Below are 22996 nucleotides of genomic sequence, written 5' to 3'. Positions count from 1 at the left end.
GGGGGCGGAACATCTCATGACCGGAACAGCGCGTCGGCACTGGACCGGTGGCTGCGCGCGGCGTCGATTCGCGCACGGCATCGCACGATCTCGCCTTCCAGCGCGTCGATTCGCGCGGTCAGTTCGTCTTGAGACAACGGGTCGAGATCCTCGCGCAACAGCATGGCGAGCAGGTTGCTACGAACATGGTTAACATTTTCGTCGGGTTCCATTGCAAGCAGCGTTGACCCTGTGGCCGACGATGTCAATAACGCGCCGGTGCAGGGGGAAGACTATATGGACGTGCCAGCGGCGATGCGTGCGATCGATCCGGCCGAACCGGGTGGCCCGGAAGTGCTGACGATCGTCGAACGCCCGACGCCGCAACCGGCGCAGGGGGAGGTGCTGATCCGCATCGCCGCCGCCGGGGTCAACCGGCCCGACGTCCTGCAACGCACCGGCGGCTATCCGCCACCGCCCGGCGCATCGTCGATCCCCGGTCTCGAAATATCGGGCGAGGTCGTGGCACTGGGTGAGGGCGTCGATCTGCATTGGCTGGGGCAATCGGTCTGCGCGTTGCTGGCGGGCGGGGGCTATGCCGAATATGCCGCGGTCCCGGCCGGCCAGTGCCTGCCCGTGCCCGAAGCGCTGTCGATGGTCGAGGCGGCGGCGCTGCCCGAAACGCTGTTCACCGTGTGGACCAACCTGTTCGAACGTGGGTATGCGGCGGACGGGGACACGGTGCTGGTCCATGGCGGCACCAGCGGTATCGGCACGATGGCGATCCTGCTCGGTCGCGTCTTCGGTCTGGAGGTCATCGTAACCGTCGGCAGTGAGGCGAAAGCGCGCGCGGCGCTCGACCTTGGGGCAGCGCACGTGATCAACTACCGTACCGAGAATTTCGTCGAACGTGTAGCCGACATCACCGGCGGCAAGGGCGTCAGCGTCGTGCTCGACATGGTCGGTGGCGACTATGTCCCGCGCAATATCAAATGCCTCGCCGAGGATGGCCGCCACGTCTCGATCGCGGTGCAGGGCGGGGCGAGCGCCACCGTTCCGCTCTGGGATATCATGCGCCGCCGCCTGACCCTGACCGGGTCGACGCTGCGTGCCCGTGATGCGGCGTTCAAGGAAATGGTTGCCGATGAACTGTCGCGGACCGTGTGGCCGCATGTCGAGGCAGGGCGGCTGCGTCCGGTGATCGACAAGACCTTTCCCCTTGATCGGGCGGACGAGGCGCATCGACGCATGGAGGCGGGCGATCATGTCGGCAAAATCGTGCTGACGGTTGCGTCCACAGCCTGAAACGCGCTGCAAACCGCCAAAACCCGCGACCGCTTGCCCTTTTCGGCAAGCGGTACTAAGTCCGTTCCCAACGTGGCCGCCCGGTTTGGGCGGCCCTTTCTATTTCGGAGACCCGTCGTGGCCCAGCCGCTGATGCCGCACGCGACCGCTTCCTGGCTGGTCGACAACACCGCCTTGTCCTTTCCGCAGATCGCCGATTTTTGCGGCCTTCACGTTCTTGAAGTGCAGGCGATTGCCGACGATACCGCCGCGACCAAGCTGACCGGTCGCGATCCCGTCCGCGCGCACGAACTGACGATGGACGAAATCGAGAAGGGGCAGAAGAACCCCGATTACCGTCTGGTAATGATGAAGGGACCCGATCAGGTCCGCCGGACCAAGGGTCCGCGCTATACCCCGGTGAGCAAGCGGCAGGACAAGCCGGACGGCATCGCGTGGATCATCCGCAACCATCCGGAAATCAGCGACGGCGCGATCGGCAAGCTGATCGGCACCACCCGCACCACGATCGCCGCAATCCGCGACCGCACCCATTGGAACATCGGCAACATCACGCCGAAGGACCCGGTCACGCTGGGCCTGTGTTCGCAGCGCGAACTCGACGCGCTGGTCGGCAAGGCCGCGAAGGCTGCCGGGATCGAAGCCCCCGCCGACACCCGTCTGGAGGGCGATCGCGAGGCGCTGATCGAGCAGCTCCGCAACGAACGTACGCAGGCCGCCCGCGACGCCGAACTGGCCGAACGCGGCGAACTGCCCGAAACGTCGGGCTCCTTCTTCGATCCGTTCAAACGCTGAACCGCTAAAGCGCGTCCGCGCCTATGATGGCCCGGTCGCTCCCGTCGAGCGGCCGGGCCATTTGCGTAAACCGACCAGTCGGTTAGGTTGCCCACGTCCCCAGTGGAGTGAGCAGCCATGTCCGACCTTCGTGCCCGCGCGATCGCGCTTTACGACGCCTTCACCCACGAACATCGCGACCGGCGTGCGTTCATGGCCGAGATGGTGGCACTGGCGGGGTCTGTCGCCGCTGCCGAAACGCTGATCGCGGGCATCGCCGCGTCGCCTGCCGCCGCGCAGCAGATCGCGCCGACCGATACGCGGCTCGACACCGCCAAACGCAGCGGTACCGAGGCCGACCAACCGGCCACCGCCTATTTCGCCGCGCCGAAGGGCATGAAGCAGCCGCTGCCGATCGTGCTGGTCATCCACGAAAATCGCGGGCTGAACGCGCATATCGAGGATGTCGCCCGGCGCGTCGCACTGGCCGGGTTCCGCGCGATCGCGCCCGATTTCCTTGCGCCACAGGGCGGCACCCCCGCCGATGAGGATCGCGCCCGTGCGCTGATCGGGACGATCGATTACGATCTTGCGCTGGCGCAGGCCAAATCGTTCCTCGCGAAGGCGCGCGGCCAGCGCGGCGGATCGCACACCGGTGCGGTCGGCTTTTGCTGGGGCGGGGCGTTCGTCAACCGGCTGGCGGTGGCCGATCCGGCGCTGACCGCCGGGGTCAGTTACTATGGCCCGGCGCCCGATCCGGTCGAGGCGACGAAGGTCCGCGCGGCGCTGCTGCTGCAACTGGCGGAAAAGGATGCGCGGGTGAATGCGACCGCGCTTCCCTGGGGAGAGGCGCTGCGCAAGGCGGGCAGGAACGCGACGACCCATGTCTATCCGGGCGTCGATCACGCATTCAACAACGACACTTCGGCGATGCGCTACGACGCGGCGGCGGCGAAGCTCGCATGGGAACGGACCACGGCGTTCCTGCATCACGAACTTGACGCGAAACGCGGATAAGTTCCATCTTTGTTCCTGACGACTCGCAGGGGAGATGCAGCATGACCGGACTGACGCTTTACACCAACCCGATGTCGCGTGGCCGGATCGCCCGCTGGATGCTGGAGGAGGTCTGTGCCGAGTATGACGTCGATATACTCGGCTATGGCGGCTCGATGAAGGCGGACGCCTATCTCGCGCTGAACCCGATGGGGAAGGTGCCGGCGATCGTCCATGACGGTAGCGTCGTCACCGAATGCGCGGCGATCTGCGCCTATCTCGCCGACGCCTTTCCCGCCGCCGGCCTCACGCCGACGGCGGAGGAACGCGCCGATTATTATCGCTGGATGTTCTTTGCCGCCGGTCCGCTGGAACAGGCGATCACCAACCGGTCGCTGGGGGTCACGCCGAGCGAGGATCAGCAGCGTATGGTCGGCTATGGCGATTACGACCGCGTCGTCGCGGTGCTGGAGCAGGCGGTGTCGGCCCACGACTATATCGCCGGCGACCGCTTCACCGCCGCCGATGTCTATGTCGGATCGCACGTGATGTGGGGAACGCAGTTCGGGACGCTGCCGAAGCTCGACGCCTTCATGGCCTATCTGGCGCGGCTTGCCGCTCGCCCGGCGTATGTCCGGGCCAGCGAACTGGACGATGCGGCTGTCGCGGAGATGCAGGCGGCGTAACAGGTGGCGGGGCAGGTGCGATCTATCGCGGCACGTCGATCAGCCAGACCTTGGGCTGGCCGGTCGGCTTCGGCGTCCCGTCCAGCCGGCGGGCGCGCAGGATGCGAACCGGGTCGAGGATCATCTGCCCTTTCATCGCATCCGATCCGCCGCCGGTCGGCTTGGCGAGGATGCGCTTGACCGTCGTCATGCCGCCGACCACCCGCCCGAAGGCGGCATAGCCGGGAAAATCGCCCTTCGCGTCCATGCTCGGCATCGCGCCGACCAGCAGCACGAAATTGCCGCCCGCCGAATTGGGCTCGGGCCGCCGCGCCATCGAGATCGCGCCGTCGACGTGCTTGACGCCGGTCCGGTTGGTCCGTTCGTGGGGGAAGGGCGGCAGGATGCGTCGCGCATCGGTGCGGATGCCGCCCTGCACGAAACCCAGCGACGGATCGGCCTTGCGCCGCGCCGAACGGTAGAAGATCGTGCCGTCGAACCGGCCGTCATCGACATAAGCGAGGAAGTTGCTCGACGTCGCGGGTGCCCGCCTGACGTCGAGCGCGACGATGATCGGCCCGACCGAGGTGTCGAACCGGACCCGGACATAACCGGGCGTCGCACGGGTGGCGGACTGGGCGGACGCGGGCACGGCGAAGGCCAGCAGGATCAGGGCAAGCAGGATACGCATCGCCGCTACCTACCGTCCCGAACCGTCCGGTGAAAGCGCGTCAAGCCGTCTGGGTCGCAGCATAATCCGCCAGCAATGGGCCGAACGCCTCGGCCGGCGGAAACTGCGGATAGCGATGGCGGGCGGGAGTCATCGCCCCTGGCAGTGCTTCATCGGTCCATGTCTCGATGAATGGGGCGAATGGTTCGGGGGTGTCGAGTGCACCGACCCGGACATTGGCAAAGCCCGGATCGGGTTCGATCCGCGTGAACAGCCAGCTTTTGCAATGGTCGCAATGGTGATGTCGGACCTGTTCGCCGTGCAGACCGCCGATGACCGGTTCGCCCTGCGTGACGATCAGCGCCGCGTTCGGCACCGCGACGTTCAGCGAGAAGGCACTCCCGCTCATCTGTCGGCACCCGCGACAATGGCAGGCCATGGTCATCATGGGTGTCGCGTCGATGCGGAACCGAATCTGTCCGCAACGGCAACCGCCTTGCATAGGGAGTAGAAAGGCCATGGTTCGCTCCGGTTCTGATCGTTGCATCGGCTCTACGTCACCGGTTCGCCCGGGTAAATCGCGACGTCGGCAGTGCCGTGGCCGGCCGCTGCGGTGGTGGAGCCGGTTCTAGTGGTCGGCGCGGTGGCGGACGCTCGCGGAACGGGCGGGGGGCTTCGACGTTGACCGGGAAATCCTGCTGGGAGAATGCTATGATCCGCTTCGCCGCCGCTGCCACCTTGCCCGTCCTCGCGCTGCTCGGCGCTTGCGGGGGGCAGGAGATCACGACGACCAACGACAGCAACGTCGTCTTGAACGACGCCTATGCCAATGCCGCCTTCCGCAACGACGGCGAGGTCGGCAACGAAATGATCGCGATCAACCCGATGGAGACCGAAGCCAATTCGGTGACGACCGCGGGCGACGCGATGATGGGCAACACCCCCGACGCGATGAACGCGACGATGGGCAACAGCGCCAACTGATCGCATCCGATCGACAGGCCTGTGGCGGGCGGCGGGGCAGCGGCCTCGCCGCCCGTTCGCGCGTGCGGCGGTCCGCCGCGTGCCATTGACCGATCGGGGTGCCGCCTATATAGGCCGCGCGTCCCGCTGGGTCGGCGTCGTAGCCGTCGCTGGCCTGCATGTGGGTTCAAAGAGCTGAACATTGCTGGAGACATCGGCCTCGTGGCGATTCGCACACGTGGCCTTTGCGCATTTCTGACAGGAACGGCTCCGGCAAAGTAACCGCAAGATAAGGTGAAGGGCTTCATGCCGACGATCAACCAGCTGGTCCGCAAGGGCCGCGAACCGCAGAAGGCCAAGTCGAAGGTCCCTGCGATGGACCAGAACCCGCAGAAGCGCGGTGTCTGCACCCGCGTTTATACGACGACCCCGAAGAAGCCGAACTCGGCTCTGCGCAAGGTGGCCAAGGTCCGCCTGACCAACCAGCGCGAAGTCATCAGCTACATTCCGGGTGAAGGCCACAACCTCCAGGAGCACTCGGTCGTGCTCATCCGCGGCGGTCGTGTGCGCGATCTTCCCGGCGTTCGCTACCACGTCCTGCGCGGCGTGCTCGATACGCAGGGTGTCAAGGATCGTCGCCAGTCGCGTTCGAAGTACGGCGCCAAGCGTCCGAAGTGACCCCGCGCCGCGCTGATCGCCAGCGCGGCCAGAGGTCCATCTACCCCCAGTAAGCCCCCGACGGGTTCGGGAACCGGCTGAAGATTGAAGGAATATCTGATGGCTCGTCGTCGTCGTCCCGAAAAGCGGGAAATCCTGCCTGATCCCGTATACGGGGATGAGGTTCTGACCAAGTTCATGAATTCGGTGATGCTGGACGGTAAGAAGTCCGTCGCCGAAGGCATCGTCTATTCGGCATTCGAAACCGTCGAGAGCCGCGCGAAGCGCGATCCGCTGGGCGTGTTCCACGATGCGTTGAACAACGTGAAGCCGAACATCGAAGTGCGTTCGCGCCGCGTCGGTGGTGCGACCTATCAGGTCCCGGTCGAAGTCCGCTTCGAACGTGCCCAGGCACTGGCGATCCGCTGGCTGATCACCTCGGCCCGCAACCGCAGCGAGAACACCATGTCGGCGCGCCTGTCGGGCGAACTGATGGACGCTGCCAACAACCGCGGCAACGCGGTGAAGAAGCGCGAAGACACGCACCGCATGGCGGAAGCGAACCGCGCCTTCTCGCACTACCGCTGGTAAGTCTCGGCGGTGGCTTTTCACCGCTGATGCAACCGACTATATCGTGGGGAGCGGGCGACATGCCTCGCTCCCCACATTGCTAAGGAAGCACGATCATGGCCCGCAGCCATCCGCTCGAACGGTATCGCAACATCGGCATCATGGCGCACATCGACGCCGGCAAGACGACCACCACCGAGCGTATTCTTTACTACACCGGCAAGTCCTACAAGATCGGCGAAGTGCATGAAGGCACCGCCACCATGGACTGGATGGAGCAGGAGCAGGAACGCGGCATCACCATCACCTCGGCGGCAACCACCTGCAAGTGGCGCGCGGAAGAGGGCAAGGGTGAAGAGCACCTGATCAACATCATCGACACGCCGGGCCACGTCGACTTCACCATCGAAGTCGAACGCTCGCTGCGCGTGCTCGACGGCGCGGTCGCCTGCTTCGACGGCGTTGCCGGCGTCGAGCCGCAGTCGGAAACCGTGTGGCGTCAGGCCGACAAGTACGGCGTGCCGCGCATGTGCTTCGTCAACAAGCTCGACCGGACCGGTGCCGACTTCTATTTCTGCGTCGATTCGATCATCGAACGTCTGGGCGCACGTCCGGCGGTCCTGTATCTCCCAATCGGGATCGAAGGAGGCTTCAAGGGTCTCGTCGATCTGGTCGAGAACCGCGCGATCATCTGGCTCGAAGAGTCGCTGGGCGCGAAGTTCGAATATCAGGACATCCCGGCCGATATGGCCGAGAAGGCTGCGAAGTATCGCAGCGAGCTGATCGAAATGGCCGTCGAGCAGGACGACGACCTGATGGAAGCCTATCTCGAAGGCAACGAACCGTCGGTCGCCGATCTGAAGGCGCTGATCCGCAAGGGCACGCTGGCGATGAGCTTCGTGCCGATCGTCTGCGGTTCGGCGTTCAAGAACAAGGGCGTGCAGCCGCTGCTCGACGCCGTTGTCGACTATCTGCCTTCGCCGCTGGACATTCCGGACGTGCAGGGCGTGAAGCTCGACGGCGAGACCCCGGATTCGCGTCCGCCGGCTGACGACGCCCCGATGTCGCTGCTCGCGTTCAAGATCATGAACGATCCGTTCGTCGGCACGCTGACCTTCGCCCGCATCTACTCGGGTACCCTCACCAAGGGCGGGTATCTGAACTCGGTGAAGGACAAGAAGGAAAAGATCGGCCGTATGCTCCTGATGCACGCGAACTCGCGTGAGGACATCGACGAGGCGCGTGCGGGCGACATCGTCGCAATCGCGGGTCTGAAGGAAACGACGACCGGCGATACGCTGTGCGACACGTCCAACCCGATCATCCTCGAGCGGATGGAGTTCCCGGAACCCGTCATCGAGCTGTCGGTGGAGCCGAAGACCAAGGCCGACCAAGAAAAGATGGGCATCGCGCTCAATCGTCTGGCTGCCGAGGATCCCTCGTTCCGCGTGTCGACCGATCACGAATCGGGCCAGACGATCATCAAGGGCATGGGTGAGCTTCACCTCGAAATCCTCGTGGATCGCATGAAGCGCGAGTTCAAGGTCGAGGCAAATGTCGGCGCGCCGCAGGTGGCGTATCGCGAATATCTCGCCAAGCCGGTCGAGCTGACCTACACCCACAAGAAGCAGTCGGGTGGTTCGGGCCAGTTCGGCGAAGTCAAGGTCAAGGTCATTCCGGGCGAGCGCGGCACGGGCTACCAGTTCTTCGACGAGATCAAGGGCGGCAACATCCCGCGCGAATATATCCCGTCGGTGGAAAAGGGTATGCGCGAGACGGCGCAGACCGGTTCGCTGATCGGCTTCCCGATCATCGACTTCGAAGTGCACCTGATCGACGGCAAGTACCACGACGTCGACTCGTCGGCACTGGCGTTCGAAATCTGCGCGCGTGGCGCGATGCGCGAAGCGGCCCAGAAGGCCGGCATCAAGCTGCTCGAGCCGATCATGAAGGTCGAGGTCGTTACCCCGGAAGATTATCTGGGCGACGTCATTGGCGACATGAACAGCCGTCGTGGCCAAATCCAGGGCACCGACAGCCGCGGCAATGCGCAGACCGTCGAAGCGATGGTCCCGCTCGCCAACATGTTCGGCTATGTGAACCAGCTCCGCTCGTTCACCCAGGGTCGCGCGCAATACTCGATGCAGTTCTCGCACTATGACGAAGTGCCGCAGAATGTTGCTGACGAAGTGAAGGCGAAGATGGCCTGAGGCGCACGGAGCTAAGGCGACTTAGCTCCGAGACGCCGAGAGGCCGGCCGGCGGGACGGTCCAGCGACCGTCCCGTCCGACGACGAATTTACTTCGTCGTCCTGTCTCCGGTTCGGGGGCTGGCATTACGAAACAACACCCGCTAAAGGGCCGCGTTCGCGTGGCCCCGGCGGCACCGAATTCGAATCAGAAGGTAGGAAAATGGCTAAGGCAAAATTCGAGCGGAACAAGCCGCACCTCAACATCGGTACCATCGGTCACGTCGACCACGGCAAGACCTCGCTGACCGCCGCGATCACCAAGGTGCTGGCTGAAACGTCGGGCGGCGTCGCTGTCGACTTCGCCAACATCGACAAGGCTCCGGAAGAGCGCGAGCGCGGTATCACCATCTCGACCGCCCACGTCGAGTACGAAACCGCCGCCCGCCACTATGCGCACGTCGATTGCCCGGGTCACGCCGATTATGTGAAGAACATGATCACCGGTGCCGCGCAGATGGACGGCGCGATCCTGGTCGTGTCGGCCACCGACGGCCCGATGCCGCAGACCAAGGAGCACATCCTGCTCGCCAAGCAGGTCGGCGTTCCCACCATGGTCGTCTTCCTGAACAAGGTTGATCTGGTCGACGACGAGGAAATCCTCGAACTCGTCGAGATGGAAATCCGCGAAGAACTGTCGAAGCGTGAATTCGACGGCGACAACATTCCGATCATCCGTGGTTCGGCCACCTGCGCGCTGTCGGGCTCGAACGACGTGTTCGGCAAGGAAGCGGTTCTCGCGCTGATGGCAGCGGTCGACGAGTCGATCCCGCAGCCGGAGCGTCCGCTGGACAAGCCGTTCATGATGCCGATCGAAGACGTGTTCTCGATCTCGGGTCGTGGCACCGTGGTCACCGGTCGCGTCGAAACCGGCATCGTCAAGGTCGGTGAAGAAGTCGAAATCGTCGGCATTCACGAATCGGTCCGCAAGACCGTCGTCACCGGCGTCGAAATGTTCCGCAAGCTGCTCGACCAGGGCCAGGCCGGCGACAACATCGGCGCGCTGATCCGCGGCGTTGCCCGTGACGAAGTCGAGCGTGGTCAGGTTCTGGCGAAGCCGGGTTCGATCACCCCGCACACCGACTTCCAGTCGTCGGTGTACGTGCTGTCGAAGGACGAGGGTGGCCGTCACACGCCGTTCTTCGCCAACTATCGTCCGCAGTTCTACTTCCGCACGACCGACGTGACCGGCACCATCGAACTGCCGGAAGGCACCGAAATGGTCATGCCGGGCGACGAAGTCGCGTTGGGCGTGAAGCTGATCGCACCGATCGCCATGGACGTCGGCCAGCGTTTCACCATCCGTGAAGGCGGTCGTACCGTCGGCGCAGGGGTTGTCAGCGGCATCGACAAGTAATATAGCGACTCGAACAGGCGGCGGTCCCCGGAGACGGGGGCCGCCGTTTGCTATTTAATGAGGGCACCCCGCTTTTTGCCCGGGGTTTCCACCAAGCCTTTTGTTAATCAAGAGCCGTCCCAACGGCCCGCTCTTTCGCATCGGTAGGACCATGGACAACAATATCCGTATTCGCCTGAAGGCGTTCGACCATCGCGTGCTCGACCAGGCGGCCGGCGATATCGCCGACACCGCGCGTCGCACCGGCGCCCTGATCCGTGGACCGATTCCGCTGCCCACGCACATCGACAAGTTCACGGTCAACCGCGGCCCGCACATCGACAAGAAGTCGCGCGAGCAGTTCGAGACCCGGACGTACAAGCGTCTGCTCGACATCGTGCAGCCGACCCCGCAGACCGTCGATGCGCTCATGAAGCTCGACCTCGCGGCAGGGGTGGACGTAGAGATCAAGCTGGCGTAATAGCCGGCTTCCGCGACGCAGGGTGATTCCGCCCTGTGTCGCGCTTTCGCTTCCCGTGTATGTGCAATGACACGCACATGGTTGAAGCCGGGAAAGCAACCACAGGGATACCGAACGGCACGACGCTTCCGGGCAAATGCCGTTGTCCGCGTCCCCGCTATCGTCGATGCAACTCCCTCAAGGAGCAATTCGGCGATGTCTGGCCCTGGCGGGGGCGTGCAGATCGCAAGGGCTGGGGCTTCGGAGGCGGGTGACCGCGCACCGGAGCCTTTTTCGTTAGGCAAGCTCGTCGTCAAGACGAGCCTCTGTTGGAGGAGTTGGTCATGCGTACTGGTGTGATCGCGAAGAAAATGGGTATGACCCGGCTGTTCCAGGACGATGGGCGCCACGTGCCCGTCACCGTCCTGCAGCTGGAGGACGTGCAGGTCGTCGCCCGTCGTGAACTGGATCGGGACGGGTACGTCGCGGTGCAGCTCGGTGCCGGCGTCGCCAAGGCGAAGAATGTCGCCAAGCCGCAGCGCGGCCATTTCGGCAAGGCCGAAGTGACCCCGAAGGCGCGCGTTGTCGAGTTCCGCGTGGCAGATGATGCGTTGCTGGATGTCGGTGCCACCATCGGCGCCGATCACTATGTTGCCGGCCAGCTGGTCGACGTTTCGGGCCGTACGCAGGGCAAGGGCTTTGCGGGCGCCATGAAGCGCTGGAACTTCGGCGGTCTGCGCGCGACGCACGGCGTGTCGGTGTCGCACCGTTCGCACGGTTCGACCGGTCAGCGTCAGGATCCGGGCAAGGTCTTCAAGAACAAGAAGATGGCCGGCCACATGGGCGACCGTAACCGCACGCAGCAGAATTTGCAGGTCGTGTCGACGGACGTCGAGCGTGGGCTGATCTTCATCAAGGGTTCGGTTCCCGGTCACAAGGGAAGCTGGCTGACGGTCAAGGACGCGGTGAAGGTCGCGCGCCATGCCGACGCTCCGTATCCCGCTGGTCTGAAGAGCGCCAACAGCAACGACGCCGCCGCATCGGCTGCGACCGACGGCCAGGAGGGCTGATCATGAAGGTCAAGGTACAGACCCTCGATGCCGTCGAAAACGGCGATATCGAGTTGAACGACGAGGTGTTCGGCCTCGATCCGCGTGCGGACATCCTGCACCGGGTCGTGACGTGGCAGCTCGAAAAGCGTCGCGGCACCGCTCGCGGCACCCGCGAGCGTGCAGACGTTGCCCGCACCGGCAAGAAGCTGGGTCGCCAGAAGGGCGGCGGTGTCGCCCGTCACGGCGATCGCCGCGCTCCGGTGTTCGTCGGCGGCGGTAAGGCGCACGGCGCCCGCGTCCGCGACTTCAACCCGGGCCTGAACAAGAAGGTTCGCGCGCTCGGTCTGAAGATGGCGCTGTCGAGCCATGCCAAGGCTGGTTCGTTGGTCATCCTCGACGGTCTGACCGTTGCGGACGGCAAGACGCAGGTCCTGCTCGGCAGCCTTGCCAAGCTGGGTTTCGGCAAGAAGTCGCTGGTGATCGATGGCGATGCCGTCGAAAACAGCTTCGCGCTGGCCGCTCGTAACCTGCGTCAGGTCAATGTCCTGCCCGCCGGTGGCGCGAACGTCTATGACATCCTGAAGCACGACACGCTGGTGCTCACCCGCGCCGCCGTCGAAAAGCTGGAGGCCCGCTTCAATGGCTAAGCAGCAACAGTCGGCTATCGACATCCGTCATTATGACGTGGTGCTTAGCCCCCACATCACCGAAAAGTCGACGATGCTCTCCGAGCATAACGCCGTCGTCTTCAAGGTCGCGAACAAGGCGTCGAAGCCGGAGATCAAGGCGGCGGTCGAAGCGCTGTTCAACGTCACCGTTACCGGCGTGAACACGATCGTGACCAAGGGCAAGACCAAGAAGTGGAAGGGCGCGCCCTACACCCGGTCGGACTTCAAGAAGGCGATCGTGACCCTGGCCGACGGCCAGTCGATCGACATTACCGAGGGGGCCAAGTAACATGGCACTCAAGCAATATAATCCGACCACGCCGTCGCAGCGCGGCCTGGTCCTGATCGACCGTTCGGCCCTGTACAAGGGTCGTCCGGTCAAAGCGCTGACCGAAGGCAAGACCAAGTCGGGCGGCCGCAACAACAAGGGCCATGTGACCTCGCGCGGCATCGCCGGCGGTCACAAGCAGCGCTATCGCATCATCGACTTCAAGCGTCGGTTGTGGGATGTCGAAGGCACCGTGGAACGGATCGAATATGATCCCAACCGCACCGCGTTCATCGCGCTCGTCAACTATGGCGATACCGATGGCAAGGCCAACGTCGCCTACATCATCGCGCCGCAGCGTCTGAACGTCGGTGACAAGGTCGTCGCCGGCAAGAAGACCGACGTGAAGCCGGGCAACGCGATGGAACTGGGCCAGGTGCCGGTCGGCACGATCGTCCACAACGTCGAGATGAAGCCGGGCAAGGGCGGTCAGATCGCCCGTTCGGCCGGCACCTATGTGCAGGTCGTCGGTCGTGACAAGGGCATGGTCATCGTCCGCCTGAACTCGGGTGAGCAGCGCTACATCCACGCCGCCTGCATGGCGACGATCGGAGCGGTGTCGAACCCCGACAACCAGAACCAGAATCTGGGCAAGGCCGGTCGTAACCGCTGGCTCGGCAAGCGTCCGCTGACCCGCGGCGTCGCCAAGAACCCGGTCGACCACCCGCATGGCGGTGGTGAAGGCCGGACTTCGGGCGGTCGTCATCCGGTCACCCCGTGGGGCAAGCCGACCAAGGGCGCGCGCACGCGGCACAACAAGGCTACGGATAAGATGATCATCCGTAGCCGTCACGCGAAGAAGAAGGGCTAAGCGATGGCTCGTTCCGTATGGAAGGGTCCGTTCGTGGACCTCAATCTGCTGAAGAAGGCGGAAGTGGCGCAGGACGCCGGGACCCGTTCGGGTCCGATCAAGACCTGGTCGCGCCGTTCGACGATCCTGCCGCAGTTCGTTGGTCTGACGTTCAACGTCTATAACGGCCGCAAGTTCGTGCCGGTTTCGGTCAACGAGGACATGGTGGGCATGAAGCTCGGCGAATTCGCGCCGACGCGCTTCTTCCCCGGCCACGCCGCCGACAAGAAGGGCAAGCGCTGATGAGCAAGCAGGCAGCACCGCGCCGTGTCGGTGACAAGGAAGCTCTGGCGGTCGCGACTCAGGTCCGCGGCTCGGCCCAGAAGCTGAACCTTGTCGCCGCACTGATCCGCAACCGTCCGGTCGGCGATGCGATGAACATCCTCGCCTTCTCGAAGAAGGCGATGGCGGTCGATGTCCGCAAGTGCCTCGCTTCGGCGATCGCGAATGCGGAAAACAACCACAACCTCGACGTTGACGCACTCGTCGTCAAGGAAGCCTCGGTCGGCAAGTCGATCACGATGAAGCGTTTCGCGACCCGTGGTCGCGGCAAGTCGACGCGCATCCTGAAGCCGTTCAGCCGCGTGCGCATCGTCGTGTCCGAGGTGGAGGAAGCGTAATGGGTCACAAATCCAATCCCATCGGTCTGCGTCTGCAGATCAACCGCACCTGGGACAGCCGTTGGTACGCCGAAGGCGCTGACTATGGCCGTCTGCTGCTGGAGGATCTCAAGATCCGCCAGTTCATCATGAAGGCGCTGCCGCAGGCGGCGATCTCCAAGGTGGTGATCGAGCGTCCGGCCAAGCTGTGCCGCATCTCGATCTTCGCAGCACGTCCCGGCGTCATCATCGGCAAGAAGGGCACCGACATCGAAAAGCTTCGCAAGAAGCTCGGTTCGATGACCTCGTCCGATGTGTCGCTGAACATCGTCGAGATCCGCAAGCCGGAAATCGATGCGAAGCTCGTCGCGCAGGGCATTGCCGATCAGCTCGAGCGTCGTATCGCCTTCCGTCGCGCCATGAAGCGCGCGGTGCAGTCGGCGATGCGTCTGGGTGCCGACGGCATCCGCGTCGCTTGCGGCGGTCGTCTGGGCGGTGCGGAAATCGCCCGTTCGGAAGGCTATCGCGAAGGTCGCGTTCCGCTGCACACGCTGCGTGCCAACCTCGACTATGCCGAGGCACAGGCGCACACCGCGTATGGCGTCTGCGGCGTCAAGGTCTGGATCTTCAAGGGTGAGATCCTCGGCCATGACCCGATGGCGCAGGACCGGCTGATGATGGAGGCTCAGACCTCCGGCGTGCGCCCCGCGCGCGACGATCACCGCCGCTAAGGATAATTTGAGATGCTGCAACCAAAGCGCACCAAGTTCCGCAAGGCCTTCAAGGGCCGCATCCATGGCGATGCCAAGGGCGGTACGTCGCTGAACTTCGGGTCCTATGGCCTGAAGGCCATGGAGCCGGAGCGGATCACCGCCCGCCAGATCGAGGCGGCTCGCCGCGCGATCACGCGTCACATCAAGCGCCAGGGCCGCTTATGGATCCGGATTTTCCCGGATCTGCCGGTGTCGTCGAAACCTGCCGAAGTCCGCATGGGCTCGGGCAAGGGTTCGCCCGAATTCTGGGTCGCCCGCGTCAAGCCGGGTCGCATCCTGTTCGAACTGGACGGCGTGCCCGGCCCGCTCGCCGCGGAGGCGTTCGAACGCGCCGCGATGAAGCTGCCGATCGCGGTCAAGGTCGTTGCCCGTCTGGGCGACACCTCGCACCTGGAGGGTTGAGAATGACGAAGGCAACCGATCTTCGCGCCAAGAGCGACGACCAGCTGGTCGATGAACTGTCGAGCCTGAAGCGTGAGGCGTTTAACCTCCGTTTCCAGGCGGCGACCAGCCAGCTGGAAAAGCCGACCCGCGTGAAGGAAGTCCGTCGCGACATCGCGCGGATCAAGACGCTGCAGGGCGAGCGTTCGCGCTCGTCCGACAAGTAAGGACGAGAGACATGCCGAAGCGCGTGCTGACCGGGATGATCGTCTCGGACAAGACCGACAAGACGGTGGTGGTCAAGGTAGAGCGGAAGGTCAAGCACCCCCTCTACGGCAAGATCATCCGCCGTTCGAAGAAGTATCATGCCCATGACGAGGGCAATGAATATCGCGAAGGCGAGACCGTGCGCATCGAAGAGACCGCGCCGATCTCGAAGCTGAAGACCTGGAAGGTGATCGAGCGGGTCAACACCCACGCGACGCCGGCAGAGGTCGCAGCCGAGGCGTAAGCCTTTGCAGGGGCGGGGGTGTGAACCCCCGCCCCACATGCAATTCCGGGGTCAGACCCGGATGTGACGGACATTCGCGGAAGGGCGCTTGCCTTTTCGCCATGGGGCGGTTATTGGGCCGCTCCCCCCGGCGCGGCGTGGTCCGCAGCCGGGGGTTCATTTTTCAAGGCGGGGTCCGGTCGGAATCGGCCCCATAGGGTAAGGAATCGCATCCATGATCCAGATGCAATCCAATCTCGACGTCGCTGACAACAGCGGCGCGAAGCGGGTGCAGTGCATCAAGGTGCTGGGCGGCTCGAAGCGCCGCACGGCCGGTGTCGGCGACGTCATCGTCGTCAGCATCAAGGAAGCCGCTCCGCGCGGCCGCGTGAAGAAGGGTGACGTGCACCGTGCCGTCATCGTTCGGACCGCCAAGGACATCCGTCGCACCGACGGTTCGGTGATCCGTTTCGACGGCAACGCCGCGGTGCTGGTCAACAAGAACGAGGAGCCGATCGGCACCCGTATCTTTGGCCCGGTGGTCCGCGAGCTGCGCTCGAAGGGCTTTATGAAGATCATCTCGCTCGCCCCAGAGGTGCTGTAATGGCTGCTGCGAAGATCAAGAAGGGCGACACCGTGATCGTCCTGTCGGGTAAGGACAAGGGCAAGACCGGCCAGGTCACCCAGTCGCTGCCCAAGGATGGCAAGGTCGTCGTGTCCGGCGTGAACATCGCCGTTCGCCACAAGAAGCCGAACCAGGCCGACCCGCAGGGTGGTCTGGTGCGTTCGGAAGCGCCGATGCACGTCAGCAAGGTCGCGCACGTCGTTGACGGCAAGCCGACCCGCGTGCGCTTCGAAGTGCGCGATGGCAAGAAGGTCCGGGTCGCCGTAAAGGGCGGGGAGGTCATCAATGGCTGATAAGTACACGCCGCGCATGAAGTCGATCTATGACGATCGCATCGTGAAGGCGATGACCGAGAAGTTCGGTTACAAGAACGTGATGGAAATCCCGCGCCTCGACAAGATCGTCCTGAACATGGGCGTTGGCGAAGCGACGCAGGACAAGAAGAAGGTCGAGCAGGCCAGCTCCGAAATGGAGCTGATCGCCGGCCAGAAGCCTGTCGTCACGAAGGCGAAGAAGTCGATCGCGCAGTTCAAGCTGCGTGAAGGCATGGCGATCGGCTGCAAGGTCACGCTGCGTCGCGAGCGGATGTACGAATTCCTCGATCGCTTCATCACCATCGCGCTTCCTCGCGTTCGCGACTTTCGTGGTCTGAACCCGAAGTCGTTCGACGGTCGCGGCAACTATGCCTGCGGCATCAAGGAACAGATCGTGTTCCCCGAAATCAACTATGACCGCATCGACAAGGTGCGCGGCATGGATGTGATCGTGACCACCACCGCCAAGACCGACGAAGAGGCTCGCGAGCTTCTGCGTCTGTTCGGTTTCCCCTTCCCGCAGGAAGAGGGCGCCGAGGAAAAGAAGGCGGCCTAACCAACCCGCTCCCCTTCGCCGGGGAGCGGTCTGTGCTTTAATGAAGAGAGCTTAAGTCCATGGCGAAACTGAGTTCCGTGAACAAGAACGAGCGCCGTCGCGCGCTCGTCAAGAAGTTCGCACCCAAATATGCGAAGCTGAAGGCGATCGCAGCCGACCAGTCGCTCGACGAGACCGAGCGTCTGATCGCGCGGCTGAAGATGGCCGAGATTCCCCGCAACGGGAATCCGACCCGCATCCGCAACCGTTGCGAGCTGACGGGTCGTCCCCGCGGCTATTATCGCAAGTTCCGTCTCGCCCGCGTCATGCTGCGTGAACTGGCCAATAAGGGCCTGATCCCCGGCGTCACGAAGTCGAGCTGGTAAGGAACACAGCAATGGCATTGACCGATCCCCTGGGTGACATGCTCACCCGCATCCGCAACGGCCAGCGCGCGCGCAAGGACTCCGTCCTGACGCCTGCCAGCAAGTTGCGGGCCCGTGTCCTCGACGTGCTTCAGCGCGAGGGCTATATCCGTGGCTACAGCGAAGAGCAGATGGGCCCCGCGGCCGGCATCCGCATCGAGCTGAAGTATTTCGAAGGCCAGCCGGCGATCAAGCACGTCGCGCGCGTCTCGAAGCCTGGCCGTCGCGTCTATTCGGGTTCGCAGGAACTGCCGAAGGTCCGCAACGGCCTTGGCATCACCATCGTCTCGACGCCGCGTGGCGTTCTGTCCGACGCCGAAGCGCGCGAACAGAATGTCGGTGGCGAAGTGCTCGCGGAGGTCTTCTGATGAGCCGCATTGGTAAGAAGGCAGTCCCGGTTCCGGCCGGCGTCACCGCCAACATCGCAGGGCGCGAGCTGAGCGTCAAAGGTCCGAAGGGCACGCTCACGCTGCCGCTGGCCGATGACATCGCCTATGCCGTCGAGGGCGACACCATTTCGGTGCAGCCGGCGAACGAGACCAAGCGCGCTCGCGCGTTCTGGGGCATGCAGCGTACGCTCGTGCAGAACCTGATCACCGGCGTGACCACCGGCTTCACCAAGAAGCTGCTGATCACCGGCGTCGGCTATCGTGCCGCGGCCCAGGGCAAGAACCTGAAGCTGCAGCTCGGCTACAGCCACGACGTTAACATCGACGTGCCGGAAGGCATCGAGATCAAGACGCCCGATCAGACCACGATCGAAATCAGCGGGATCGACAAGCAGAAGGTCGGTCAGATCGCTGCCGAGATCCGTCGTTGGCGTAAGCCCGAGCCGTACAAGGGCAAGGGCATCAAGTACGACGGCGAGTTCATCTTCCGCAAGGAAGGGAAGAAGAAGTAATGACCAAGGGTCTCTCCCTCTTCGAGAAGCGCCGTCGGCGCAATCGCACCGCGCTGAAGGCGCGTTCGGGCGGCCGTGCGCGGCTGTCGATCCATCGTTCGGGCAAGCACATCTATGCCCAGGTCATCGACGATGCAGCCGGCCACACGGTTGCTGCCGCGTCGACCCTGGAAAAGGACGTGCGCAGTGCATCGGGCGCGAACATCGATGCCGCCAAGGGCGTCGGTACCCGCGTTGCGGAAGCGGCGAAGGCCGCCGGCGTGACGCAGGTCGTGTTCGACCGTGGCGGCTTCCTGTTCCACGGCCGCGTCAAGGCGCTGGCCGAGGCCGCCCGCGAAGCCGGATTGGAGTTCTAAGACATGGCTGACGAAAACAATCAGGCCGAAACCCCCGCCGCCGACGTGTCGGCAGCGCCGGGTGGCGAGCAGCCGCAGGGCCGTGGTCCCCGTGGCGGTCGCGGTCGCGGCGGTCCGGGTGGCCCCGGCGGCGGCGGTCGTGGTGGCCGTGACGGCAATCGTGGTGGTCGTCGCGACGACCGTCGTGGCGGTCCGGACGATGGTGGCGAAGAGCTGATCGAAAAGCTCGTGCACATCAATCGCGTGTCGAAGACCGTCAAGGGCGGCAAGCGCTTCGGTTTCGCCGCACTCGTCGTCGTCGGCGACGGCAAGGGTCGCGTCGGTTTCGGACATGGCAAGGCGCGCGAAGTGCCGGAAGCCATTTCGAAGGCGACCGCCGCTGCCAAGAAGGCGATGGTTCGCGTGCCGCTCAAGGATGGCCGCACCCTGCATCACGACGGCAACGGTCACTTCGGTGCCGGTCGCGTGACGCTGCGGTCGGCTCCGGCCGGTACCGGCATCATCGCGGGTGGTCCGATGCGCGCCATCTTCGAATCGCTCGGCGTTGCCGATGTCGTGACGAAGTCGGTGGGCACGTCGAACCCGTACAACATGATCCGTGCGACCTTCGAAGCCCTGAACGATCAGTCGTCGCCGAAGTCGGTGGCGCAGCGTCGCGGCAAGAAGATCGCCGACCTGCTGGGTCGTGGTGGATCGCAGACCGCCGAGGCTGACGCCGCGGCGATCGTGGAGTAACGAGCGATGGCAACCGTCAAGATCACCCAGACCGGGTCGCCGATCCGTCGGACCAAGGACCAGCGTGCAACGCTGATCGGTCTCGGCCTCAACAAGATGCACAAGACCGTGGAACTGACCGACACCCCCGAGGTGCGCGGCATGATCCGCAAGGTGCACCACATGGTATCGGTCGAAGGCTGAGGCCTTCCATCTTTACCGGTGACAAGCATGGGGAAGGGGGCTAAGCGGCCCCCTTCCTCTTTTATCAAGCGCGAACATAGCGAAAGCGAGTGCACACATGAAACTCAACGAAATCCGCGACAATGACGGCGCCCGCAAGAGCAAGATGCGCGTCGGACGCGGCATCGGCTCGGGCAAGGGCAAGACCGCCGGTCGCGGTCAGAAGGGCCAGAAGAGCCGTGAAGGCGTGTCGATCGCCGGGTTCGAGGGCGGTCAGATGCCGCTTCACATGCGGATCCCGAAGCGCGGCTTCAACAACATCTTCGCCAAGGACTATGCCGAAGTGAACCTCGGCGCGATCCAGAAGGCGATCGACGCCGGCAAGATCGAAGCCGGTGCGGCGCTCGATCACGCGGCGCTGAAGGCAGCCAACCTCGCCCGTGGTGGCAAGGACGGCGTCCGTCTGCTCGGCAAGGGCGAACTGACCGCCAAGCTGACCTTCACCGTCGCCGGTGCGTCGAAGTCGGCGATCGAAGCGGTCGAAAAGGCCGGTGGTTCGGTGTCGGTCATCGAAGTCGTGCCCGCGCACGAAAAGGCCGCTGCCAAGAAGGGCAAGACGCTCGCCGCCATGAAGGCCGCGCACGCGTAACGTTCCCACCCGTTCGGTTCGAGCAGCTTCGAGCATAGTCGAGAAGCGACCGTTGAGAACTCCCGCCTGGGGAAATGCGTTCTCGACAAGCGCTGTCGACAAGCTTGATCGCTACTCGAACCGAGCGGGATGAACTTAAGGGGGTAGGGTAAACCACCCCTTAGACATCCCGGCTGCAACCCCTATATGGTCGCCCGGGGGGTGGGCTGATGGCCCGCCAGCATCATTCGGGACATTTCCATGGCAGCCGCCTCAGACGGTCTTGCGACCAATCTCAATCTATCGAAATTCGGTAAGGCGACCGAGCTCAAGAAGCGCTTGTGGTTTACGCTCGGGGCACTGATCGTGTTCCGCATGTTGAGCTATGTGCCGCTGCCGGGCATCGACCCGACGCAGCTGGGCCTGCTCGCCAACCAGACGCAGGGCGGCGTCCTCGACTTCTTCAACACCTTTTCCGGCGGTGCGCTGACGCGCATGTCGGTCGTCGCGCTGGGCGTCATGCCCTACATCACCGCGTCGATCGTCGTGCAGCTCGCGACGTCGCTCAGCCCGCAGCTCGCCGCCATCAAGAAGGAAGGCGAGTCGGGCCGCAAGAAGCTCAACCAATATACCCGCTACGGCACGGTCGCGCTGACCGCGATCCAGGGCTATACCATCGCGGTCGGTCTCGAAGCGTTCGGCGCGTCGGCCGGTGCGCAGGCGGTGATCGAGCCGGGCATGGCCTTCCGCATCGCGGCGGTCATCTCGCTGATCGGCGGCACGATGTTCCTGATGTGGCTGGGCGAGCAGATCACCAGCCGCGGCATCGGCAACGGCATCTCGCTCATCATCATGGCCGGCATCGTCGCGCATCTGCCCACGACGCTGTTGCAGCTGTTCGAGGGCAGCCGTTCGGGCACGATGAACCCGCTGACGCTGATCGGCATCATCGCGGCCGTCGCTGGCCTCGTCCTGTTCATCTGTTTCATGGAGCGTGCCCAGCGCCGCATCCTGATCCAGTACCCCAAGCGTCAGACGGCGCGCGGCGTACAGGCCGATCGCAGCCACCTGCCGCTCAAGATCAACACCGCCGGCGTCATCCCGCCGATCTTCGCGTCGTCGCTACTGCTGATGCCGGTGACGATCACCCAGTTCGCCGGACAGGCGACGGCGGGGGAGAGCCGGTGGGGCGATTTCATCATCACCCTGAACCAATATCTGGCGCATGGTCAGCCGCTCTACATGCTGCTGTACGGCGCGGGCATCGTATTTTTCTCGTTCTTCTACACCGCGATCGTCTTCAATCCAGAAGAGACCGCCGACAATCTGAAGCGCTATGGCGGGTTCATTCCCGGCATCCGCCCGGGCAAGAATACCGAGAATTACTTCGACTATGTGCTGACCCGCATCACGGTCATCGGCGCGGCCTATCTGGTCATCATCTGCCTGTTGCCGGAATATTTGGTGTCGGCGCTGTCGATTCCCTTTTATCTCGGCGGCACCAGCCTGCTCATCGTGGTCAACGTCACGATGGACACGGTAACGCAGATCCAGTCGCATTTGCTGGCACACCAGTATGGCGACCTGATCAAGAAAGCGAAGCTGAAGGGTGGACGCCTGCGCGGGTAAGCGCATTACGGATGCATCAGGGTTAAGTGGGGGCAGCTATGGACATCATCCTTCTCGGACCGCCGGGGGCGGGCAAGGGCACCCAGGCCGCGCGGCTCGAAACAGCGCGCGGCATGGTGCAGCTGTCGACCGGCGACATGCTGCGGGCAGCGGTCAAGGCGGGTAGTCCGGTCGGGTTGCAGGCCAAGGCGGTGATGGATGCCGGCGAACTGGTGTCCGACGCGATCGTATCGGCGCTGATCGGCGAACGACTCGATCAGCTGGGAGACCAGGGCGCGATCTTCGACGGTTATCCACGCACCGCGGCCCAGGCCGACGCGCTCGACCTGCTGCTCGAACATCGCGGGCGCAAGCTGACCCACGTGATCGAGCTGGTCGTCGACGAGGACGCACTGGTCGAACGGATCGTCGGCCGCTTCACCTGCGGTAATTGCGGTGCGGGCTATCACGACCGCTTTAAGCAGCCGGCCGTGGCCGGCGTATGCGATGTTTGCGGCGCCACCGACTTCAAGCGTCGTCCCGACGACAATGAAGCCACGGTTCGTACCCGGATGGTCGAATATCGTGCCAAGACTGCGCCGATCCTGCCGCTTTATGATTCGCGCGGGATCGTTCACCGTGTCGACGGCATGGCGGACATGGACGACGTCACGGTACAGATTGCGTCAATCCTCGACGCCTGACGGGGCGGGCGTTGGTACGTGCTTTTTTGATGGTTCTCTATCCTCACTCCGGCATTCGTCGGGGTGACGTGTTTCGGGGGCTGGCGAAATCGTGATGGCCCCAGCGGATGGCATCGCGCGCCGGTTCCGCAGCGCACGTCCTACCCGATTTTTGGATCCGTTGGGCGGTTGACACCATGGGAATCGGTCCGTATCAGCGCTCTACCCCGACATACTGGTTTACGGTGACGCTTCTGCGC

35 protein-coding genes are annotated in these 22996 nt (G+C 64.0%); 32 read left to right on the top strand and 3 right to left on the bottom strand.

What is annotated here, in order from left to right:
• Positions 1-14 precede the first annotated feature (14 nt).
• Positions 15-212: a DUF1192 domain-containing protein gene (locus ASE91_RS06040; protein ID WP_056623834.1), complete on the bottom strand. Its 198-nt coding sequence runs from the start codon at positions 210-212 to the stop codon at positions 15-17.
• An 82-nt stretch (positions 213-294) separates the two neighbouring features.
• Between ASE91_RS06040 and ASE91_RS06035 the strand changes: the two genes are divergently transcribed.
• The 4 genes from ASE91_RS06035 to ASE91_RS06020 all read left to right on the top strand — a co-directional run bounded on the left by ASE91_RS06035 (position 295) and on the right by ASE91_RS06020 (position 3740).
• Positions 295-1284, top strand: a complete 990-nt coding sequence (locus ASE91_RS06035; RefSeq protein ID WP_056623960.1) for an NAD(P)H-quinone oxidoreductase — start codon at positions 295-297, stop codon at positions 1282-1284.
• A gap of 132 nt (positions 1285-1416) precedes the next feature.
• The gene (locus tag ASE91_RS06030; RefSeq protein ID WP_082438756.1) at positions 1417-2079 is read left to right on the top strand and encodes a DUF1013 domain-containing protein; all 663 of its coding nucleotides are present in this window, start codon (positions 1417-1419) and stop codon (positions 2077-2079) included.
• Positions 2080-2196: 117 nt separating this feature from the next.
• Entirely contained in the window at positions 2197-3075 is an 879-nt protein-coding gene (locus ASE91_RS06025) for a dienelactone hydrolase family protein (protein ID WP_056623833.1), read from the top strand.
• A 41-nt stretch (positions 3076-3116) separates the two neighbouring features.
• Positions 3117-3740: a glutathione S-transferase family protein gene (locus ASE91_RS06020; RefSeq protein ID WP_056623830.1), complete on the top strand. Its 624-nt coding sequence runs from the start codon at positions 3117-3119 to the stop codon at positions 3738-3740.
• Positions 3741-3762: 22 nt separating this feature from the next.
• On the opposite strand, the gene ASE91_RS06015 is transcribed toward ASE91_RS06020, so the two are convergent.
• The gene (locus ASE91_RS06015) at positions 3763-4410 is read right to left on the bottom strand and encodes a peptidylprolyl isomerase (protein WP_056623827.1); all 648 of its coding nucleotides are present in this window, start codon (positions 4408-4410) and stop codon (positions 3763-3765) included.
• Positions 4411-4450: 40 nt separating this feature from the next.
• A complete protein-coding gene (locus tag ASE91_RS06010) occupies positions 4451-4891 on the bottom strand; it encodes a GFA family protein (RefSeq protein ID WP_443024525.1) in 441 nt (146 codons plus the stop codon).
• A 209-nt stretch (positions 4892-5100) separates the two neighbouring features.
• On the opposite strand from ASE91_RS06010, the gene ASE91_RS06005 reads away from it, so the two are divergent.
• The 28 genes from ASE91_RS06005 (at position 5101) to ASE91_RS05870 (ending at position 22757) form a co-directional block, all read left to right on the top strand.
• Positions 5101-5373, top strand: a complete 273-nt coding sequence (locus tag ASE91_RS06005; RefSeq protein ID WP_056504891.1) for a hypothetical protein — start codon at positions 5101-5103, stop codon at positions 5371-5373.
• 285 nt (positions 5374-5658) lie between these two features.
• Entirely contained in the window at positions 5659-6030 is a 372-nt protein-coding gene (gene rpsL, locus ASE91_RS06000) for a 30S ribosomal protein S12 (RefSeq protein ID WP_055757399.1), read from the top strand.
• 99 nt (positions 6031-6129) lie between these two features.
• Positions 6130-6600 carry a 30S ribosomal protein S7 gene (gene rpsG, locus ASE91_RS05995; RefSeq protein ID WP_055997235.1) on the top strand — a complete coding sequence of 157 codons (471 nt, stop codon included), beginning with the start codon at positions 6130-6132 and terminating at the stop codon, positions 6598-6600.
• 95 nt (positions 6601-6695) lie between these two features.
• Complete coding sequence (gene fusA / locus ASE91_RS05990; protein WP_055996124.1) at positions 6696-8789, top strand: elongation factor G; 2094 nt, start codon at positions 6696-6698, stop codon at positions 8787-8789.
• Between the two features lie 201 nt (positions 8790-8990).
• Entirely contained in the window at positions 8991-10184 is a 1194-nt protein-coding gene (gene tuf, locus ASE91_RS05985; protein WP_055756924.1) for an elongation factor Tu, read from the top strand.
• Between the two features lie 151 nt (positions 10185-10335).
• Positions 10336-10644, top strand: coding sequence for a 30S ribosomal protein S10 (gene rpsJ, locus ASE91_RS05980; protein WP_033921125.1), 309 nt, complete (start codon positions 10336-10338; stop codon positions 10642-10644).
• 323 nt (positions 10645-10967) lie between these two features.
• Positions 10968-11693 carry a 50S ribosomal protein L3 gene (gene rplC, locus ASE91_RS05975; protein WP_055996122.1) on the top strand — a complete coding sequence of 242 codons (726 nt, stop codon included), beginning with the start codon at positions 10968-10970 and terminating at the stop codon, positions 11691-11693.
• Positions 11694-11695: 2 nt separating this feature from the next.
• Positions 11696-12322, top strand: coding sequence for a 50S ribosomal protein L4 (gene rplD / locus ASE91_RS05970; protein ID WP_055996119.1), 627 nt, complete (start codon positions 11696-11698; stop codon positions 12320-12322).
• A complete protein-coding gene (locus tag ASE91_RS05965) occupies positions 12315-12632 on the top strand; it encodes a 50S ribosomal protein L23 (RefSeq protein ID WP_055996116.1) in 318 nt (105 codons plus the stop codon). The genes rplD and ASE91_RS05965 overlap by 8 nt, the downstream gene beginning before the upstream one ends.
• A 1-nt stretch (position 12633) precedes the next feature.
• The gene (gene rplB / locus ASE91_RS05960; RefSeq protein WP_055996113.1) at positions 12634-13482 is read left to right on the top strand and encodes a 50S ribosomal protein L2; all 849 of its coding nucleotides are present in this window, start codon (positions 12634-12636) and stop codon (positions 13480-13482) included.
• Between the two features lie 3 nt (positions 13483-13485).
• Positions 13486-13764 carry a 30S ribosomal protein S19 gene (gene rpsS / locus ASE91_RS05955; RefSeq protein WP_055996110.1) on the top strand — a complete coding sequence of 93 codons (279 nt, stop codon included), beginning with the start codon at positions 13486-13488 and terminating at the stop codon, positions 13762-13764.
• On the top strand, positions 13764-14141 hold the full coding sequence (gene rplV / locus ASE91_RS05950; protein WP_056456260.1) for a 50S ribosomal protein L22: 378 nt from the start codon (positions 13764-13766) through the stop codon (positions 14139-14141). The genes rpsS and rplV overlap by 1 nt, the downstream gene beginning before the upstream one ends.
• On the top strand, positions 14141-14851 hold the full coding sequence (rpsC, locus tag ASE91_RS05945) for a 30S ribosomal protein S3 (RefSeq protein WP_055996103.1): 711 nt from the start codon (positions 14141-14143) through the stop codon (positions 14849-14851). The genes rplV and rpsC overlap by 1 nt, the downstream gene beginning before the upstream one ends.
• 12 nt (positions 14852-14863) lie before the next feature.
• Positions 14864-15295: a 50S ribosomal protein L16 gene (gene rplP / locus ASE91_RS05940; RefSeq protein ID WP_055756910.1), complete on the top strand. Its 432-nt coding sequence runs from the start codon at positions 14864-14866 to the stop codon at positions 15293-15295.
• Positions 15296-15297: 2 nt separating this feature from the next.
• Positions 15298-15501, top strand: coding sequence for a 50S ribosomal protein L29 (gene rpmC / locus ASE91_RS05935; protein WP_055996100.1), 204 nt, complete (start codon positions 15298-15300; stop codon positions 15499-15501).
• Between the two features lie 11 nt (positions 15502-15512).
• On the top strand, positions 15513-15785 hold the full coding sequence (gene rpsQ, locus ASE91_RS05930) for a 30S ribosomal protein S17 (RefSeq protein ID WP_055763313.1): 273 nt from the start codon (positions 15513-15515) through the stop codon (positions 15783-15785).
• 214 nt (positions 15786-15999) lie between these two features.
• Positions 16000-16368 (top strand): 50S ribosomal protein L14, encoded by a 369-nt coding sequence (rplN, locus tag ASE91_RS05925; protein WP_055996097.1) that lies wholly within the window; start codon positions 16000-16002, stop codon positions 16366-16368.
• A complete protein-coding gene (gene rplX / locus ASE91_RS05920; protein ID WP_055996094.1) occupies positions 16368-16682 on the top strand; it encodes a 50S ribosomal protein L24 in 315 nt (104 codons plus the stop codon). Before rplN ends, rplX begins: the two co-directional genes overlap by 1 nt.
• Complete coding sequence (gene rplE, locus ASE91_RS05915) at positions 16675-17259, top strand: 50S ribosomal protein L5 (RefSeq protein WP_055996091.1); 585 nt, start codon at positions 16675-16677, stop codon at positions 17257-17259. Before rplX ends, rplE begins: the two co-directional genes overlap by 8 nt.
• A 59-nt stretch (positions 17260-17318) precedes the next feature.
• Positions 17319-17624, top strand: coding sequence for a 30S ribosomal protein S14 (rpsN, locus tag ASE91_RS05910; RefSeq protein ID WP_055756896.1), 306 nt, complete (start codon positions 17319-17321; stop codon positions 17622-17624).
• 11 nt (positions 17625-17635) lie between these two features.
• Entirely contained in the window at positions 17636-18031 is a 396-nt protein-coding gene (gene rpsH / locus ASE91_RS05905; protein WP_033921102.1) for a 30S ribosomal protein S8, read from the top strand.
• On the top strand, positions 18031-18564 hold the full coding sequence (gene rplF, locus ASE91_RS05900; RefSeq protein WP_056394562.1) for a 50S ribosomal protein L6: 534 nt from the start codon (positions 18031-18033) through the stop codon (positions 18562-18564). The genes rpsH and rplF overlap by 1 nt, the downstream gene beginning before the upstream one ends.
• Positions 18564-18920: a 50S ribosomal protein L18 gene (gene rplR, locus ASE91_RS05895; RefSeq protein WP_055996084.1), complete on the top strand. Its 357-nt coding sequence runs from the start codon at positions 18564-18566 to the stop codon at positions 18918-18920. The genes rplF and rplR overlap by 1 nt, the downstream gene beginning before the upstream one ends.
• Before the next feature lie 3 nt (positions 18921-18923).
• Positions 18924-19655, top strand: a complete 732-nt coding sequence (gene rpsE, locus ASE91_RS05890) for a 30S ribosomal protein S5 (RefSeq protein WP_082438708.1) — start codon at positions 18924-18926, stop codon at positions 19653-19655.
• Positions 19656-19661: 6 nt separating this feature from the next.
• A complete protein-coding gene (gene rpmD / locus ASE91_RS05885) occupies positions 19662-19838 on the top strand; it encodes a 50S ribosomal protein L30 (RefSeq protein WP_055996081.1) in 177 nt (58 codons plus the stop codon).
• Positions 19839-19935: 97 nt separating this feature from the next.
• On the top strand, positions 19936-20466 hold the full coding sequence (gene rplO, locus ASE91_RS05880) for a 50S ribosomal protein L15 (protein ID WP_056623821.1): 531 nt from the start codon (positions 19936-19938) through the stop codon (positions 20464-20466).
• A 240-nt stretch (positions 20467-20706) separates the two neighbouring features.
• Complete coding sequence (gene secY / locus ASE91_RS05875) at positions 20707-22074, top strand: preprotein translocase subunit SecY (RefSeq protein WP_055996075.1); 1368 nt, start codon at positions 20707-20709, stop codon at positions 22072-22074.
• Positions 22075-22112: 38 nt separating this feature from the next.
• Complete coding sequence (locus ASE91_RS05870) at positions 22113-22757, top strand: adenylate kinase (RefSeq protein ID WP_055996072.1); 645 nt, start codon at positions 22113-22115, stop codon at positions 22755-22757.
• Positions 22758-22996 lie beyond the last annotated feature (239 nt).

It is taken from the genome of Sphingomonas sp. Leaf62, from assembly GCF_001421915.1.
Taxonomy (GTDB): Bacteria; Pseudomonadota; Alphaproteobacteria; order Sphingomonadales; family Sphingomonadaceae; genus Sphingomonas.
Note: the sequence above shows the minus strand (reverse complement) of the source record. Positions and strands in the feature narration are given on the sequence as shown.